Source organism: Streptomyces anthophorae, assembly GCF_049310305.1.
In the GTDB taxonomy this organism is placed as follows: Bacteria; Actinomycetota; Actinomycetes; order Streptomycetales; family Streptomycetaceae; genus Streptomyces.
In genome coordinates this window covers 8,002,256-8,017,372 of record NZ_JBLWQQ010000001.1, presented here as the reverse complement: position 1 = coordinate 8,017,372, position 15,117 = coordinate 8,002,256, and the positions used below count along the sequence as shown (strand labels likewise).

Here is a 15,117-nt window from a genome sequence, read left to right as displayed (position 1 = left end):
CCTCGTACGGTCGCGGGCATGACGACCTACGCACCCACCGACGTCATCGACCTCACGCCCCGGCTGCGCATGCTGCGCTTCCCCGTGGGCCAGGCCTATCTCTGGCGCGACGGCGACGAGCTGACCCTCGTCGACGCGGGCGCCCCCGGCGCGGCGGAGCCGATCGCGGACGCCGTACGGGACTGGGGGCACGCCCCCGGTGACGTACGGCGGATCGTGCTCACGCACTTCCACGAGGACCATGCGGGCGGCGCCGGGGAGTTCGCGCGGCTGAGCGGGGCGGAGGTGTCCGCGCACCGCCTGGACGCGCCCTTCGTACGGGGCGAGCGGACCGGGCCAGGACCGGTGTACGAGGACTGGGAACGCCCGCTCCACGCTCAGGCGCTCGCGCTGCTCCCACCCCCTCCCGCCGAACCCGTGCTCCCTTACTACGTAAGGGAGTTGAACGACGGTGACACGCTCGGCTTCGGCGACGGGGCGCGCGTGATCGGGGCGCCGGGCCACACCGACGGCTCGATCGGGATCCATCTCCCGGCGCACGGCGTGCTGTTCACGGGCGACGCGATCGCGGTGTCACCGCTCGACGGGCAGGTGATGCTCGGCGTGTTCAATCTGGACAAGGAGCGGGCCGTCGCGTCGTACCGGCGGCTCGCCGCGCTCGACAGCGAGATGGCGTGCTTCGGGCACGGCGACCCGGTGGTGGGCGGGGCGGGCGCGGCGCTGCGGGCCGCGGTGGCGCGCGCTCACCCCATCGGGACCCCGGCCTCCAGGTAGTGGGCGGCGCCGCGCTCGCGCGCCCTGAGGGCCCAGCGCAGCCGCTCGAAGCGCACGGGCGGCAGCAGCACGGCCGCCTCGCTCTCCGTCACGAAGCGCCAGGCGCGCAACTCGGGCCCCGGCAGCAGCACTTCGCGGGCCCGCGCGCCCGCGAGCCGGCCACCGTCGAAGAGGAGGCGCAGGCCGCCGTAGGCGGGCGGTACGGGCGACTCCCAGTCGACGACCAGGAGCCGCGGCACGTCGTCGAGGTGGATGCCCGTCTCCTCCGCCACTTCGCGCACGCCCGCGCGCGCGGGCGCCTCGCCCGCCTCGACGACGCCGCCGGGAAACTCCCAGCCCGGCTTGTACGTGGGGTCGACGAGCAGCACCCGGTCCTCGTCGTCGAAGAGCAGCACGCCCGCGGCGACCGTCTCGGCGGTCGGCTCGGGTGTCTGCACGATGTCGCAGGAGGCCGCGTCCCCGGTGCGCAGGGCGGCGGCTATCCGAAGCGCCGTCTCGTACGGGGACAGGGCGCCACTGTCGACCGGGTAGGCGTCGGCGGCGAGCCAGCCGGCGAGCGCGGCCCGGTACGGCTCGATGTCGGCGGGGGCCTCTCCGGCGGGGTCACGGGCGCGCAGGATCGTTTCCCCAGGAGCAAGGAGCACATGGCACACAGGAATCCGCCGGGCCGCGAGGCCACCGAAGATCTCGTCGCGGTACTCCTCGCGGAGCAGCCCCATCGGCACCACGAGCACGCCGCCAAGCTCGGCGAGGAGCGCCGCGGCCGTGTCGACGACGAGACGCCGCCAGATCGGCAGATCCTGATGGGCGCTCACCTCGGCAAGACGCTTCGCGGGCAGCAGCCGCTCCAGTTCGCCGTCGATCATCTCGGGGTCGAAGAGCGTGCTGTCGGGGATCAGGTCGATCAACTCCCGCGCCGCGGTGGTCTTGCCCGCGCGGGACGCCCCGTTGATCCAGACGATCACGGTTCCCCCTCATCCATCGGCCCCCTGTGGCTTGCCCGCAACACCCTGCCACGGAAACCAGCCGCTGATGAGGGGATCGATGTATACGCCAGCGGCATCCCGGAACACCGCGGGCCGCACGCACGACGCCCGCCCACCGCCCAGGGAAGTCGCGGCAGGCGGGCCCTTCGTACCAGGCGGTCGCACGCCATGACACCGCCCGTACGACTCCGGGTATCGGGGGGAGCCCCGGAGCCACGCGCGGGAGACCCTCCGGCCGGATGACGCCCACCGCTGCCCGACGGCCGGCGGCCGACCCTGATCATGGCCTCCCGCACTTTCTTCGAGCCAGTCAAGCGCGACACGACGCAGGGCGACACCGTGTGTGCACGTCCTGTGACGGTGCGGAGTTCACACGGGGTGTGGACCGAACACACGGGCAACGCCCGAATCCGAACACCCCTGGACGTCAAGCGATTTCGGGGATATTCACCCCTTCAAGTGATGTAAGCCGCTCGGGAATCGTTACGCCACCACAACGTGGGAATCCTGCGGCTAGCGTGATCGCCCAGGCACCCCGGACCCCGGTGTCCTCGTTCCGCCCGCCCGGTCGTCCTCGGACCCGGCCGGGCTCGTGACCCGGGGGGCCAAATGCTACAGAGCGGACAACAGGACTGTACTTTCGGCGTTTTCGGTGCCATCGACATCACATCCGCACCCGAGGGCGACGTCCCCGCACCCAGACTGCGCACCGTCGGCGACTGCGTCGTGATCGAACTCGTCGGCGAGATCGACATCCTGACGTTCCACCGGATCTCACCGCTCCTCAACTCGGTGGCCGCGCGGCCCTACCGCGTGGTGGTCGTGGACCTGACCGGCACCACGTTCTTCGACTGCTCCGGCCTCAGACTCCTGGAGCACGCCGCGAAGCGGGCCGCCGAGCACGACGGCCGCCTCACCGTGGTCTGCCGCCACCGCCTCACACTCCGCCTCATCTCGCTGGGCGGCCTGACCGGACTCCTCGCACCGGCCTGGACGGTGGGCGAGGCGGTCCGCAGGGACCGGCAACTGCCCGGCTAGCGGCCGAGGCGCCGACGCCTCACACCGCCTGCCGGCGCACCCCGTTCACGCCCGGACCCACGCGCAGCGCGGCCGCCGCCGCGCCCACGAGACCGGCGTCCGTGCCCATCGACGCCGGGACCACCGTGAGGCCCTGCACGAAGGAGAGCGTGGCGTAGTCGCGCAGTGCGCGGCGCAGCGGCGTGAACAGGAGGTCGCCGGACTTCGCCACGCCGCCGCCGATCACCGCGATGTCGATCTCCACGAGGGTCGCCGTCGCCGCGATGCCCGCCGCGAGGGCCTGCGCCGCACGCTCGAAGGAGGCGATCGCCACCGGGTCACCGGCGCGGGCCGCACGGGCCACGGCGGCGGCCGTGGCGTCGCCGTCGGACCCCGGCCGCCAGCCCTCCGCGAGCGCGCGGCGGGCGATGTTGGGGCCGCTGGCGATGCGCTCGACGCAGCCGCGCGCGCCGCACGGGCAGGGATCGCCGTCGAGGTCGACGCTGATGTGGCCGATGTGCCCCGCGTTGCCGGTGGGGCCGGGGTGCAGCTCGCCGCCCAGGATCAGTCCGCCGCCGACACCGGTCGACACGACCATGCCCAGCGCGTTGTCGTGCCCCTGGGCCGCGCCCTGCCAGTGCTCGGCGGCCGTGATCGCCACACCGTCGCCGATCAGTTCGACGGGCAGCTCGCCGGTCACCGCGCGCACCCGGTCGACCAGCGGGAAGCCGCGCCAGCCCGGCACGTTGACCGGGCTGACCGTCCCCCGCGAGCGGTCCACGGGGCCGGCGCTGCCGATGCCCACGGCGCGCACCCGGGGCCACGCGGCGTCGGCCGTCAGCTCGCGGAGGACCTCCTCCACCGCGCCCATCACCGTGTCGCCGTCCTCCCGCGCGGGGGTCGGCCGCTGCGCTCGGACGACGAGGTGGCCCCGGTCGTCCACAAGGGCACCGGCGATCTTGGTGCCGCCGATGTCGAGCGCGGCGACGAGGTCCATGTGCATCAGTGTCAGTTCCCCCGGAACGGCAGGTCGGATGGGCGGTTGCGAGTCGGCAACCGATCAGTGGTGGACAGTCTCTCCCGCATCTGACAACGTTGTCCAGGCCCTATGCTCGACGCCACACGCCGGGACGACAGGACAGGACAGCGCACAGTGGACCGTACCGCCCGCCGCACCGAGAACCGCTACGGCAACCGACCGACGATGAAGGACGTCGCCGCGCGGGCCGGGGTCGGCCTGAAGACGGTCTCCCGCGTCGTCAACGCGGAGCCGGGTGTCACCGAGGACACCGAGCGCCGCGTACAGGAGGCGATCGCCGCGCTCGGCTTCCGGCGCAATGACAGCGCGCGCGTCCTGCGCAAGGGACGTACGGCCAGCATCGGACTGGTCCTGGAGGATCTGGCCGACCCGTTCTACGGACCGCTCAGCCGCGCAGTCGAGGAGGTCGCCCGGGCGCACGGGGCGCTGCTGATCAACGGGTCGAGCGCAGAGGACCCGGAGCGGGAGCAGGAGCTGGTGCTCGCGCTGTGCGCGCGGCGCGTGGACGGGCTCGTCGTGATCCCCGCGGGCTCCGACCACCAGTACCTGGCGCCGGAGATCGCGGCCGGTGTCGCGACCGTCTTCGTGGACCGGCCCGCCGGGAAGATCGACGCGGACGTGGTGCTGTCCGACAACTTCGGCGGCGCGCGCGACGGCGTCGCCCACCTCATCGCCCGGGGCCACCGCCGGATCGGGTTCATCGGCGACCAGCCCCGCATCCACACGGCGGTGGAGCGGGTGCGCGGGTACCGGGCGGCCATGGAGGAGGCCGGGCTCGCCGTCGACGACCGGTGGGTGTCCCTCGGTGTCACCGAACCCGAGCGGGTGCGGCGCGCGGCCGAGGAAATGCTCTCCGGCCCCGACCCGGTCACGGCGATCTTCTCGGGCAACAACCGGGTGACGGTCACGGCCGTCCGGGTCCTGTCCGAACTCGAGCGCCCCGTGGCCCTGGTCGGCTTCGACGACATCGAACTGGGCGACCTGCTGAAGCCGGGCGTGACGGTGGTGTCCCAAGACGCGGCACAACTGGGCCGCACGGCGGCGGACCGCCTCTTCCTGCAACTGGACGGCGCGGCGCTGCCGCCGGAGCGGATCGAGCTGCCGACGCGACTGATTCAGCGGGGCTCGGGGGAACTGCCGCCGGCGGACTGACCGTTCGCCGCCGCGCGCCCCGTGCTCCGGCGCCCGCTCAGTCGCCGGAGCACCCGAATATTCCGAGGTGGGTCGGCCTGCCATCGGTGAACAGCTCGACGTACAGGCCGGTCCACCGCATCCGGCACTCGTCGATCAGCGTGTCCGGCCGGTTCCCGAACACGCTCATGGCCTCGTACGCCGCGGCGAGTCCCGCCTCGAACTGCTCGGGGCTCGGCCGGTCGGTGCCGAAGTGGTGGAGGATGCGATCCCGGGCCAGCGGTCGCAACGTCCCGTAGTCGTCCACGTTCCGCGGGGACGGGTCCGCGGCCTTCGTCACGACCTGCTGGATGTCGAGGATGGAGTGGGTGCCCGCTTCCCCCATGAACTCCTCGTCCGCCCAGAGCTCGCGGATGCTGCCGTACTCTTCCCCGTCGCCGTACTGGTGCGCGAACTCCCGCTCGTGCAGCCGCGACAGCGCCGCCTCGACACTCCCGCCGTCGTACTCGGTGACGTACTCCCAGCCGCTGGCTCCCATGGCGCCCCTCCCCGGATCCGTTCCAAACGATGGGGCCACCCTAGAAGCGACCACTGACAACGCCCGCGGCCACGAGCGGCGCGGCCACGGGCGGTGCGGGTGCGACGGGTTCCGCCGGGGCCCTACTCCCCCGTCGCCGTCAGGTCGCCGCGGCGCGGGGCCGAGTAGCCCTCCAGGTCGGCGCGGGTGAGGCCGGAGCGGCGGGCGACCTCGGCGACGTCGAGGGCGCCGCAGTCGAGGCCGCGCAGGAGGTACCCGGCGAGGGCCTTGGCGGTGGCGGGCTCGTCGGCGATGTCGCCCTCGGCCTGGTTGGCGTAGGCGGACAGGCGCGCGGCGGCGGCCTCGAAGCCCTCGCGGTAGAACGCGAAGACGGCGGCGTAGCGCGTCGGGATGTGGCCCGGGTGCATGTCCCAGCCCTGGTAGTAGGCGCGGGCGAGGGCGCGCCGGGTGAGGCCGAAGTGCAGGCGCCAGGCGTCGTGGACCTTGGCGGTGGATCCGACGGGCAGGACGTTCGTCGAGCCGTCCGATACGCGCACGCCGGTGCCCGCGGCGGCGACCTGCATGACGGCCTTCGCGTAGTCGGCGGCCGGGTGGTCGCTGGCCTGGTAGGCGGCGGAGACGCCGAGGCAGGCGCTGTAGTCGAAGGTGCCGTAGTGCAGGCCGGTGGCGCGGCCCTCGGCGGCCTCGATCATGCGGGCGACCGTGGCGGTGCCGTCGCCGCCGAGGATGGACTGGCTGGTCTCGATCTGGATCTCGAAGCCGATCCGGCCCGGCTCCAGGCCGTGCTGCTTCTCGAAGGCCTCCAGGATCCGCACCATCGCGGTGACCTGCTCCGGGTAGGTGACCTTGGGAAGGGTCAGGACGAGGCCGTCGGGCAGGCCGCCGTGCTCCATGAGGCCGGTGAGGAAGATGTCGAGCGTGCGGATGGCGCGGTCGCGGACCGCCTCCTCCATGCACTTCATGCGGATGCCCATGTACGGGGCGGCCGTGCCGTTCGCGTACGCCTCGGCGATGACGCGGGCGGCGCGGGCGGCGGTCTCGTCCTCGTCGGCGTCGGAGGCGGGCCGGTAGCCGTCCTCGAAGTCGACGCGCAGGTCCTCCACGGGCTCGCGCTCCAGCTTCGCGCGTACGCGGCTGTAGACCGGCTCGGCGAGCTCCTCGCTCAGCCCGAGGACGGCGGCGAAGGAGGCGGCGTCCGGGGCGTGCTCGTCGAGCTGCGCGAGCGCCTTGTCGCCCCAGGTGCGGATGGTCTCGGCGTCGAAGGCGTCACCGGGGACGTAGACCGTGTGGACGGGCTGACGGGTGCCGGGGTCTCCCGGGTAGCGGCGGGCGAGCTCCGCGTCGACCGGGGCGAGTGAGGCGCTGATGCTCTCGCTGACCGCGCCCGCGAGGCTCGTCGACACCTTCTCCTGCTGACCCATTCGTGCACTCTCCGTATGCTCGATGTTTCCACTTCACGGAATCAACAATCCGTATAGCGAAGTTAACCGTCGGCGTGATCGGCGTCAATGGGTCATTTTCGTCGCCCCGTCACGCGGACGGGGCCGCGCGGTGCGAACACCGCGCGGCCCCGTCGACCTCGGAACTGTCTCAGCCCTTGCGGGTCTTGACCTCTTCGGTCAGGGCGGGGACGACGTCGAAGAGGTCGCCGACGACGCCGTAGTCGACGAGGTCGAAGATCGGCGCCTCCGCGTCCTTGTTGATCGCGACGATCGTCTTCGAGGTCTGCATGCCCGCGCGGTGCTGGATCGCCCCGGAGATGCCGGAGGCGATGTACAGCTGCGGCGAGACGGACTTGCCGGTCTGGCCGACCTGGTTGGAGTGCGGGTACCAGCCCGCGTCCACCGCGGCGCGCGAGGCACCCACGGCCGCCCCCAGCGAGTCGGCGAGCGCCTCGATGACGGAGAAGTTCTCGGCACCGTTGACGCCGCGGCCGCCGGAGACCACGATCGCGGCCTCGGTCAGGTCCGGACGCCCGGTCGACTCGCGCGGGGTGCGCGCGGTGACCTTCGTGCCGGTCGCGCCGTCCGAGAAGGTGACGGCCAGGGCCTCGACGGCGCCGGCGGCCGGGGCCGCCTCGACCGGCGCGGAGTTGGGCTTGACGGTGATCACCGGCGTGCCGGTGGTGACCGTCGACTTGGTGGTGTAGGAGGCGGCGAACACCGACTGGGTGGCCACCGGGGCGCCGTCACCGGCCTCCAGGTCCACCGCGTCGGTGATGATGCCCGACTTGATGCGCAGCGCGAGACGGGCGGCGATCTCCTTGCCCTCCGCGGACGAGGGCACCAGCACGGCGGCCGGGGAGACCTGCTCGTAGGCGGCCTGCAGCGCGTCCACCTTCGGCACGACCAGGTAGTCGGCGTACTCGGCGGCCTCGTGCGTGAGGACCTTGACGGCGCCGTGCTCGGCCAGCGCGGCCGCCGTGTCACCGGCACCGTTGCCGAGCGCGACGGCGACCGGGTCGCCGATGCGGCGGGCCAGGGTCAGCAGCTCCAGGGTGGGCTTGCGGACGGCACCGTCCACGTGGTCGACAAAGACCAGAACTTCAGCCATGGGACTTCAATCTCCTGCAATCACAAAGAACTTGGGCGACGGAATGGGTGAGCGGGAAGCTCAGATGAACTTCTGGCCCGCGAGGAACTCGGCGAGCTGCTTGCCGCCCTCGCCCTCGTCCTTGACGATCGTGCCCGCGGTGCGCGCCGGACGCTCGTCCGCGGAGGCGACCTTCGTCCAGGCACCCTCCAGGCCCACCAGGTCGGCCTCGATGTCCAGGTCCTCCAGGTCCCACGCCTCGACCGGCTTCTTCTTCGCCGCCATGATCCCCTTGAACGAGGGGTAGCGGGCCTCGCCCGACTGGTCCGTCACCGACACCACGGCCGGAAGAGCGGCCTCGAGCTGCTCGGAGGCGGTGTCCCCGTCCCGGCGCCCGGTCACCTTGCCGTCGGCCACGGCGACCTCGGACAGCAGCGTCACCTGCGGCACGCCCAGGCGCTCGGCGACCAGCGCCGGCACGATGCCCGCGGTGCCGTCCGTGGAGGCCATACCGGAGACCACCAGGTCGAACCCGGCCTTCTCGATCGCCTTCGCCAGCACCAGCGAGGTGCCGATCGCGTCCGTGCCGTGCAGGTCGTCGTCCTCCACGTGGATCGCCTTGTCCGCACCCATCGACAGCGCCTTGCGCAGCGCGTCCTTGGCGTCCTCCGGGCCCACGGTCAGGACCGTGACCTCCACGTCGTCGTCCGAGTTCTCCGAGATCTGCAGCGCCTGCTCCACCGCGTACTCGTCCAGCTCCGACAGCAGACCGTCGACATCGTCACGGTCCAACGTCAGGTCATCGGCGAAACCCCGGTCGCCCGTGGCGTCCGGCACGTACTTCACGGTGACAACGATCCTCAAGCTCACGCCGGCTCTCCTACTGCAATCGTCTTTATCTGGGCGGCTGTCTTGCTGCCAGCCGTACTGGCCACACGCCTAGCTGTACTGCTACGGCTGAAAACGCCTTCTCGCAGGCAGCATATGCGCCTTGTGCGGACTCTTCCGGTCGGGGCGGCCCGCGCTCCGAACAAAAGGTTACTCGCCAGTACACCCAGGTTATGCCCACTAAGCAAGCGCTTTGAACTGTGACCTTGCCAACGGTGCGTAACCGCGTGGTGCAGGAACTTTCAGTCGCGCAGACCGTTGAAGCGGCCCTGGTGGTACAGCAGCGGGCGGCCGGCGCCCGCCGGGTCGCCGGAGACCGCCTCCGCGAGCACGATCTGGTGGTCCCCCGCGGGCACCCGCGCGATGACCCGGCAGACGAGCCAGGCGAGCACGCCGTCGAGGATCGGCACCCCTTCGGGGCCCTCGAACCAGCGGGTGGGCGCGCCGAAACGGTCGGCGCCGCTCTTCGCGAACGTCGCCGCGAGATCGGCCTGGTGCTCGCCGAGTATGTGCACGCCGACATGCTCGGCCTCGGCGACGGTCGGCCAGCACGACGAGCCGAGACCGATGCCGAACGAGACGACCGGGGGCGTCGCGGAGACGGAGGCGAGGGAGGTCGCGGTGAAGCCGACGGGGGCGGCGCCGGGCGCGGTGACCACCGCGACACCGGCCGCGTGCTGCCGGAAGACGGAGCGGAACAGGTCGGGGGTCACTGCCTGGGCGGTGCGCAGGTCGGGCGTGGCCGTCATGGAGTTGTCCTTCTGGCAGGAGGGTTCGAGCAAGGGCCGTGGCTGCGTCAGACGCGCGGACAGCGGGCGCTCGAACAGCGAGCCAGGTCCACGTGGACCCGCTCGACGAGAAGGAGTTCCGAAGGCATAAGGTCACTCTGACGATACGTGGCGCATGCAGTCAAGTGCGTTCCGTCATCTGGGAGATGCGTCACGCGTCACACCTGCGCCTGCGCGCCCGCGCATCCCACCCGCACGCGCTGGCCCCGCATTTCAGACCGCTTCGCCCAGCGCCGCGATGACGTCCGCCTTGCGCGGCTGCCCCGCCGCCCGGCGCACCTCGCGGCCGCGCGCGTCCAGGACGAGCACCGTCGGCGTCTTGAGCACGCCCGCGTCCCGTACGAGATCGAGGCGGGCCTCGGCGTCGATCTCCACATGGGACACGCCGGGAACCATCGCGGCGACCTCGTCGAGGACCCGGCGGGTGGCCCGGCAGGGCGCGCAGAACGCGCTGGAGAACTGCACGAGCGTCGCCCGCTCCCCCAGCTCCTCGCCCAACTGCGCGGCGTCCCACGCCTGTTCGCCGACCGCCACCCTGCTCCTCCTTCGTTCCGCTGCTTCCAGTGCAGCGATTTCCGACCGTTCGCGTATTCCCGGCACGTGACAAGGATCTCTTACGGTGCTGGAACCAGGACTGGCCACCCGGCCGTTGATGGGGCACGATCTGCGCAAGCCGGAAAACCTACGGCCGCGTAACTTACTGAAGGGCCAACCCCCTCCATGGCAGAGCTCGTCTACCCTCCGGTCATCGGCGCCGCCCGCACGATGTTCAAGGCGCTCGACCTGAAGATCGACTGCAAGGGCTCGGAGAACATTCCGCGTACCGGCGGAGCAGTCCTGGTCAGCAACCACATCAGCTACCTGGACTTCATCTTCGACGGCCTGGCGGCCCTTCCGCAGAAGCGTCTCGTCCGCTTCATGGCCAAGGAGTCGGTCTTCCGCCACAAGATCTCCGGCCCGCTGATGCGCGGCATGAAGCACATTCCGGTGGACCGCTCCCAGGGCGAGCACGCGTACCAGCACGCGCTGCGGTCGCTGCGCTCGGGCGAGATCATCGGGGTCTTCCCGGAGGCGACGATCTCGGAGTCGTTCACGCTCAAGAGCTTCAAGACCGGCGCCGTGCGCCTGGCCCAGGAGGCCGGCGTTCCGCTGATCCCGATGGCGCTGTGGGGCACCCAGCGACTGTGGACCAAGGGCCGCCCGAAGAACTTCAAGCGGCAGCACATCCCGATCACGGTCCGCGTCGGTGAGGCCATGGAGGCGCCGAGCGACCAGTACGCGGGAGCGATCACGCGCCGGCTGCGCACGCGCATGCAGGAGCTGCTCGAGGCCGCGCAGCGCGCCTACCCGGTGCGCCCCAAGGGACCCGACGACACGTGGTGGATGCCGGCGCACCTCGGCGGCACCGCCCCGACCCCGGAAGAGGTCAAGGCCGCCGAGGCCGGCTGACGTCACACCGGGAGCGCGTCCGGAAGGTGCTCCCACAGGTACGGACGGTCCGGCGCGCCGCGCAGCGCGTCGAGCACCGCCGGGTGCGGCGCGTCGTGGAGCGCCGGGTAGTCCGCCTCCCCGGCCGCCGGATCGGGTGTCCACGCCAGCCGCTCGCCGTCCAGGGCGAATTGGGCGTCGACGCCCGGCTTGTTCCCCCGGCAGTCCTGCCGGTGCCACGCGCCCCGCAATCGGACCGCCACCAGTCCGTGCACGCACCAGCCCGTCCCCGCGTCGTGCGTCAGCCGCTGATAGCAGAGCGCCGTCGGGATGTCCTCGGCGCGCAGCAGCGCCGCCAGCGCGTGCGCCTTCGCGTGGCAGATTCCGGTGCCCTTCGCCAGGACGTCCGACGCCCTCCAGGTGACGCGCGGGTCCCCGCTGTCGGCGGAGTGCGGAATCGCGTCGCGCACGAATTCGTATGCGGCTCGGGCGTATGCATATGTGTCGGCGACATCGCGCGCGAGGCGCGCCGCCGTCTCGCGTACGAGCGGGTGGTGGTGGTCGACGGCCTCGTCGGCCGCCAAGTACGCGGACAGATCGGGGTTCTGTTGGATCAGCTCCATGCCTCAGGAGCATAGAAATGCGGCCGCCCGTAAGTCAATACATTTACGGTCGGCCGCATACCTATGCGATCCCGGCGGCTAGCGCGCCATCTCTTCCTTGAGGGCCGCCACGAAGGAGTCGACGTCCTCCTCGCGCGTGTCGAAGGAACACATCCAGCGCACGTCGCCGGCCGCCTCGTCCCAGAAGTAGAAGCGGTACTTCTTCATGAGGCGCTCGGAGACGTCGTGCGGGAGGCGGGCGAAGACTCCGTTGGCCTGCACCGGGTAGAGGATCTCGACGCCGTGGACGGCGCGGGCGCCCTCGGCGAGGCGCTGGGCCATCTCGTTGGCGTGCCGGGCGTTGCGCAGCCACAGGTCCTTGGCGAACAGCGCCTCCAACTGCACCGACAGGAAGCGCATCTTGGAGTGCAGCTGCATGGACAGCTTGCGCAGGTGCTTCATGTGGCGCACGGCGTCCTGGTTGAGGACGACGACGGCCTCGCCGAACAGCGCGCCGTTCTTGGTGCCGCCGAGCGACAGGATGTCGACGCCGACCGCGTTCGTGAACGTCCGCATGGGGACGTCAAGGGAGGCGGCGGCGTTGGATATCCGGGAGCCGTCGAGGTGTACGACCATGCCGCGCTCGTGGGCGTGCTCGCAGATCGCGCGGATCTCGTCCGGCGTGTAGAGCGTGCCGAGTTCGGTGGACTGCGTGATCGAGACGACCTGCGGCATCGCCCGGTGTTCGTCGTCCCAGCCGTACGCCTGCTGGTCGATCAGCTCGGGGGTGAGCTTGCCGTCCGGCGTCGGCACGGTGAGCAGCTTCAGTCCGCCCATCCGCTCGGGGGCACCGCCCTCGTCCACGTGGATGTGCGCGGACTCGGCGCAGATCACCGCGCCCCAGCGGTCGGTGACCGCCTGGAGCGCGACGACGTTGGCACCGGTGCCGTTGAACACCGGGAACGCCTCGGCGGTCGGACCGAAGTGGCTGCGGATGATCTGCTGGAGATGGCCCGTGTACTCGTCCCCGCCGTACGCGACCTGGTGCCCGCCGTTGGCGAGGGCGAGCGCCGCCATCACCTCGGGGTGGCCCCCCGCGTAGTTGTCGCTGGCGAAACCCCTGGTGTCGGGGTCGTGATGCCGGCGGGCGTCGGTCTTCGGAGGGTTCACGGCTTCTCGGTCAGCCACAGACGGGTCCCGTTCAGTTCGGCGGCGGGCCGGTCCCAGACGCCGGAGATGGCCTCGGCCAGCTCCTTGACGTCCGTGAAGCCCGCGAACTTCGCGTTGGGGCGTTCGGCGCGCATCGCGTCGTGCACCAGCGCCTTGACCACCAGGATCGCAGCCGCCTGCTGCGGTCCCGCCTCGCCCCCCGCCTTGCGGAAGGAGTCACCGAGCGCGAGCGTCCACGCCTCGGCCGCGGCCTTGGAGGCGGCGTACGCGGCGTTGCCCGCGGTCGGCTTGGAGGCGCCCGCGGCGCTGATCAGCAGGTAGCGGCCGCGGTCGCTGCGGGACAGTCCCTCGTAGAACGCGAGGGACGTGTGCTGCACCGTGCGGATCAGGAGCTTTTCGAGCAGGTCCCAGTCGGCGAGGTCGGTGTCGGCGAAGGTGGCGCCGCCGCGCCAGCCGCCCACCAGGTGCACGAGCCCGTCGACGCGTCCGAAGTCCTTCTCGACGCGGCCCGCCCAGTCGCGGGTGGCGTGCAGGTCGAGCAGGTCGACGTTGTCGCCGATGACGGTGGCGCCGCCGTGCGCGTAACGCGCCTCGTCGACGGCCTCCACCAGGCGCTCGGCGTCCGCGTCGGCCCCGATGACGGTGGCACCGGCCTCCGCCAGCCGCTTGAGGGTGGCCTTTCCGGCCGGTCCTGCGGCTCCGGCGACCGCGATCACCGCACCGTCCAGCGTGTCCCTGGTCCCGTTGGTGTCGGTCATGTCCGTCGCCTCCTGCTGCTGTTCGCCGTGGCTCACGCGGCCACCCGCCCGGTGCTCTCCGCGGTGATCCCCTTCGTGGAGGCGATCACCTTCTTCAGCTTCTTCGAAAGCGCCTCATAAAACATGCTGAGCGGAAACTCGTCGGGAAGCACCTCGTCCACGAGTTTGCGGGGCGGCAGCGACGTGTCCAGGGCGTCCGGGCCCTTGGCCCAGGTGGAGCCGGGGTGCGGGGACAGGTATGTCGACACCAGGTCGTACGCGGCGAACCAGTGCACCAGCTTCGGGCGGTCGATGCCGTCGCGGTACAGCTGCTCGATCTCGGCGCACAGCTGGTTGGTGACCTCGGGGGCGCGCTGCCAGTCGATGTGCAGCTTGTTGTCCGTCCAGCGCACCACGTCGTGCTTGTGCAGGTACGCGAAGAGGAGCTGGCCGCCCAGGCCGTCGTAGTTCTTGACGCGGTCGCCGGTGACCGGGAAGCGGAACATCCGGTCGAAGAGCACGGCGTACTGCACGTCGCGCGCCTGCGGGACGCCGTCCGCCTCCAGCTTCACGGCCTCCTTGAAGGCGGTGAGGTCGCAGCGCAGCTCCTCGAGGCCGTACATCCAGAACGGCTGGCGCTGCTTGATCATGAACGGGTCGAAGGGCAGGTCGCCGTGGCTGTGCGTGCGGTCGTGGACCATGTCCCACAGCACGAAGGCCTGCTGGCAGCGCTCCTGGTCGGCGACCATCTCCTCGATGTCCTTGGGCAGTTCGACGCCCAGGATGTCGACGGCCGCCTCGGTGACGCGGCGGAAGCGGGCCGCCTCGCGGTCGCAGAAGATGCCGCCCCAGGAGAAGCGCTCGGGGGCCTCGCGCACGGCGATCGTCTCCGGGAAGAGGACCGCCGAGTTCGTGTCGTACCCGGAGGTGAAGTCCTCGAAGGTGATGCCGCAGAACAGCGGGTTGTCGTAGCGGGTCGCCTCCAGCTCGGCGAGCCACTCCGGCCACACCATGCGCAGCGCGACGGCTTCCAGATTGCGGTCCGGGTTGCCGTTCTGCGTGTACATCGGGAAGACCACCAAGTGCTGGAGGCCGTCCCGGCGCTGGGCCGCGGGCTGGAAGGCGAGCAGCGAGTCCAGGAAGTCCGGGACCCCGAAGCCGCCGTCCGACCAGCGGCGCAGGTCGCGCACGAGCGCCTCGTGATACGCGGCGTCGTGCGGCAGCAGCGGGGCGAGCTCCTCGACCGCCGATATGACACGGCCCAGGATCCGCTCCGCGTCGGCCTTCGCCGGGGCGCCCTCGGCCTCGAAGTCGATCGACCCGTCCGCGCTCTGCAGGGGCCTGAACTCCTCCACGGCGTCCTTGAGCAACGGCCAGGCCGGGTGTTCCACCACCCTGGGTCCGACCACCTGGACCGGAGAATCCGTCCCCTCCGCGCCAGCCTGCACAAGAATTTCCGTCATGTCCCAACCTCCACGGGAGAACCT

16 protein-coding genes are annotated in these 15,117 nt (G+C 71.3%); 4 read left to right on the top strand and 12 right to left on the bottom strand.

Translation table 11 applies throughout. The features are described 5' to 3' along the window. The first annotated feature begins 18 nt into the window (after positions 1 to 18). The gene (locus tag ACNYS0_RS36400; RefSeq protein WP_422480009.1) at positions 19 to 774 is read left to right on the top strand and encodes an MBL fold metallo-hydrolase; all 756 of its coding nucleotides are present in this window, start codon (positions 19 to 21) and stop codon (positions 772 to 774) included. Here the strand turns inward: ACNYS0_RS36400 and ACNYS0_RS36395 are convergent. Continuing rightward, positions 744 to 1,739 (bottom strand): NUDIX domain-containing protein, encoded by a 996-nt coding sequence (locus tag ACNYS0_RS36395; RefSeq protein ID WP_422480007.1) that lies wholly within the window; start codon positions 1,737 to 1,739, stop codon positions 744 to 746. The genes ACNYS0_RS36400 and ACNYS0_RS36395 overlap by 31 nt on opposite strands. 630 nt (positions 1,740 to 2,369) lie before the next feature. On the opposite strand from ACNYS0_RS36395, the gene ACNYS0_RS36390 reads away from it, so the two are divergent. Next, positions 2,370 to 2,798 carry an STAS domain-containing protein gene (locus ACNYS0_RS36390; RefSeq protein WP_422480005.1) on the top strand — a complete coding sequence of 143 codons (429 nt, stop codon included), beginning with the start codon at positions 2,370 to 2,372 and terminating at the stop codon, positions 2,796 to 2,798. 19 nt (positions 2,799 to 2,817) lie between these two features. Here ACNYS0_RS36390 and ACNYS0_RS36385 read toward each other — a convergent pair whose 3' ends face one another. After that, complete coding sequence (locus tag ACNYS0_RS36385) at positions 2,818 to 3,780, bottom strand: ROK family protein (RefSeq protein ID WP_422480003.1); 963 nt, start codon at positions 3,778 to 3,780, stop codon at positions 2,818 to 2,820. A gap of 150 nt (positions 3,781 to 3,930) precedes the next feature. Here ACNYS0_RS36385 and ACNYS0_RS36380 point away from each other — a divergent pair, with 150 nt between their 5' ends. Beyond that, positions 3,931 to 4,968, top strand: coding sequence for a LacI family DNA-binding transcriptional regulator (locus ACNYS0_RS36380; protein WP_422480001.1), 1,038 nt, complete (start codon positions 3,931 to 3,933; stop codon positions 4,966 to 4,968). A gap of 37 nt (positions 4,969 to 5,005) precedes the next feature. Here the strand turns inward: ACNYS0_RS36380 and ACNYS0_RS36375 are convergent, their stop codons facing one another. The 6 genes from ACNYS0_RS36375 to ACNYS0_RS36350 form a co-directional block, all read right to left on the bottom strand. Further along, the gene (locus ACNYS0_RS36375) at positions 5,006 to 5,485 is read right to left on the bottom strand and encodes a hypothetical protein (RefSeq protein ID WP_422479999.1); all 480 of its coding nucleotides are present in this window, start codon (positions 5,483 to 5,485) and stop codon (positions 5,006 to 5,008) included. A gap of 122 nt (positions 5,486 to 5,607) precedes the next feature. Continuing rightward, positions 5,608 to 6,906: a DUF6986 family protein gene (locus ACNYS0_RS36370; RefSeq protein ID WP_422479997.1), complete on the bottom strand. Its 1,299-nt coding sequence runs from the start codon at positions 6,904 to 6,906 to the stop codon at positions 5,608 to 5,610. 169 nt (positions 6,907 to 7,075) lie between these two features. Continuing rightward, positions 7,076 to 8,038, bottom strand: a complete 963-nt coding sequence (locus ACNYS0_RS36365) for an electron transfer flavoprotein subunit alpha/FixB family protein (RefSeq protein ID WP_422479995.1) — start codon at positions 8,036 to 8,038, stop codon at positions 7,076 to 7,078. A 60-nt stretch (positions 8,039 to 8,098) separates the two neighbouring features. Continuing rightward, complete coding sequence (locus ACNYS0_RS36360; protein ID WP_422479993.1) at positions 8,099 to 8,887, bottom strand: electron transfer flavoprotein subunit beta/FixA family protein; 789 nt, start codon at positions 8,885 to 8,887, stop codon at positions 8,099 to 8,101. Positions 8,888 to 9,147: 260 nt separating this feature from the next. After that, positions 9,148 to 9,654 (bottom strand): flavin reductase family protein, encoded by a 507-nt coding sequence (locus tag ACNYS0_RS36355; RefSeq protein WP_422479991.1) that lies wholly within the window; start codon positions 9,652 to 9,654, stop codon positions 9,148 to 9,150. Between the two features lie 252 nt (positions 9,655 to 9,906). After that, the gene (locus ACNYS0_RS36350; protein ID WP_422479989.1) at positions 9,907 to 10,227 is read right to left on the bottom strand and encodes a TlpA family protein disulfide reductase; all 321 of its coding nucleotides are present in this window, start codon (positions 10,225 to 10,227) and stop codon (positions 9,907 to 9,909) included. A 186-nt stretch (positions 10,228 to 10,413) separates the two neighbouring features. Between ACNYS0_RS36350 and ACNYS0_RS36345 the strand changes: the two genes are divergently transcribed. After that, positions 10,414 to 11,142 carry a lysophospholipid acyltransferase family protein gene (locus ACNYS0_RS36345; protein WP_422479987.1) on the top strand — a complete coding sequence of 243 codons (729 nt, stop codon included), beginning with the start codon at positions 10,414 to 10,416 and terminating at the stop codon, positions 11,140 to 11,142. A 2-nt stretch (positions 11,143 to 11,144) separates the two neighbouring features. Here ACNYS0_RS36345 and ACNYS0_RS36340 read toward each other — a convergent pair whose 3' ends face one another. The 4 genes from ACNYS0_RS36340 to ACNYS0_RS36325 all read right to left on the bottom strand — a co-directional run bounded on the left by ACNYS0_RS36340 (position 11,145) and on the right by ACNYS0_RS36325 (position 15,093). Beyond that, entirely contained in the window at positions 11,145 to 11,744 is a 600-nt protein-coding gene (locus tag ACNYS0_RS36340) for a transglutaminase domain-containing protein (protein ID WP_422479985.1), read from the bottom strand. Between the two features lie 78 nt (positions 11,745 to 11,822). Continuing rightward, positions 11,823 to 12,893 (bottom strand): threonine aldolase family protein, encoded by a 1,071-nt coding sequence (locus ACNYS0_RS36335; RefSeq protein ID WP_422479983.1) that lies wholly within the window; start codon positions 12,891 to 12,893, stop codon positions 11,823 to 11,825. Then, entirely contained in the window at positions 12,890 to 13,651 is a 762-nt protein-coding gene (locus tag ACNYS0_RS36330; protein WP_422482869.1) for an SDR family NAD(P)-dependent oxidoreductase, read from the bottom strand. The genes ACNYS0_RS36335 and ACNYS0_RS36330 overlap by 4 nt, the downstream gene beginning before the upstream one ends. A 32-nt stretch (positions 13,652 to 13,683) precedes the next feature. Beyond that, positions 13,684 to 15,093, bottom strand: a complete 1,410-nt coding sequence (locus ACNYS0_RS36325; RefSeq protein WP_422479981.1) for a DUF6421 family protein — start codon at positions 15,091 to 15,093, stop codon at positions 13,684 to 13,686. Positions 15,094 to 15,117 lie beyond the last annotated feature (24 nt).

What these genes read in the sequence shown, in the direction of transcription:
- ACNYS0_RS36330 (WP_422482869.1), bottom strand. Translation starts at nt 13,651, where the DNA reads ATGACCGACACCAACGGGACCAGGGACACGCTGGACGGTGCGGTGATC.
- ACNYS0_RS36370 (WP_422479997.1), bottom strand. Translation starts at nt 6,906, where the DNA reads ATGGGTCAGCAGGAGAAGGTGTCGACGAGCCTCGCGGGCGCGGTCAGC.
- ACNYS0_RS36375 (WP_422479999.1), bottom strand. Translation starts at nt 5,485, where the DNA reads ATGGGAGCCAGCGGCTGGGAGTACGTCACCGAGTACGACGGCGGGAGT.
- ACNYS0_RS36365 (WP_422479995.1), bottom strand. Translation starts at nt 8,038, where the DNA reads ATGGCTGAAGTTCTGGTCTTTGTCGACCACGTGGACGGTGCCGTCCGC.
- ACNYS0_RS36355 (WP_422479991.1), bottom strand. Translation starts at nt 9,654, where the DNA reads ATGACGGCCACGCCCGACCTGCGCACCGCCCAGGCAGTGACCCCCGAC.
- ACNYS0_RS36390 (WP_422480005.1), top strand. Translation starts at nt 2,370, where the DNA reads ATGCTACAGAGCGGACAACAGGACTGTACTTTCGGCGTTTTCGGTGCC.
- ACNYS0_RS36340 (WP_422479985.1), bottom strand. Translation starts at nt 11,744, where the DNA reads ATGGAGCTGATCCAACAGAACCCCGATCTGTCCGCGTACTTGGCGGCC.
- ACNYS0_RS36385 (WP_422480003.1), bottom strand. Translation starts at nt 3,780, where the DNA reads ATGCACATGGACCTCGTCGCCGCGCTCGACATCGGCGGCACCAAGATC.
- ACNYS0_RS36400 (WP_422480009.1), top strand. Translation starts at nt 19, where the DNA reads ATGACGACCTACGCACCCACCGACGTCATCGACCTCACGCCCCGGCTG.
- ACNYS0_RS36325 (WP_422479981.1), bottom strand. Translation starts at nt 15,093, where the DNA reads ATGACGGAAATTCTTGTGCAGGCTGGCGCGGAGGGGACGGATTCTCCG.
- ACNYS0_RS36345 (WP_422479987.1), top strand. Translation starts at nt 10,414, where the DNA reads ATGGCAGAGCTCGTCTACCCTCCGGTCATCGGCGCCGCCCGCACGATG.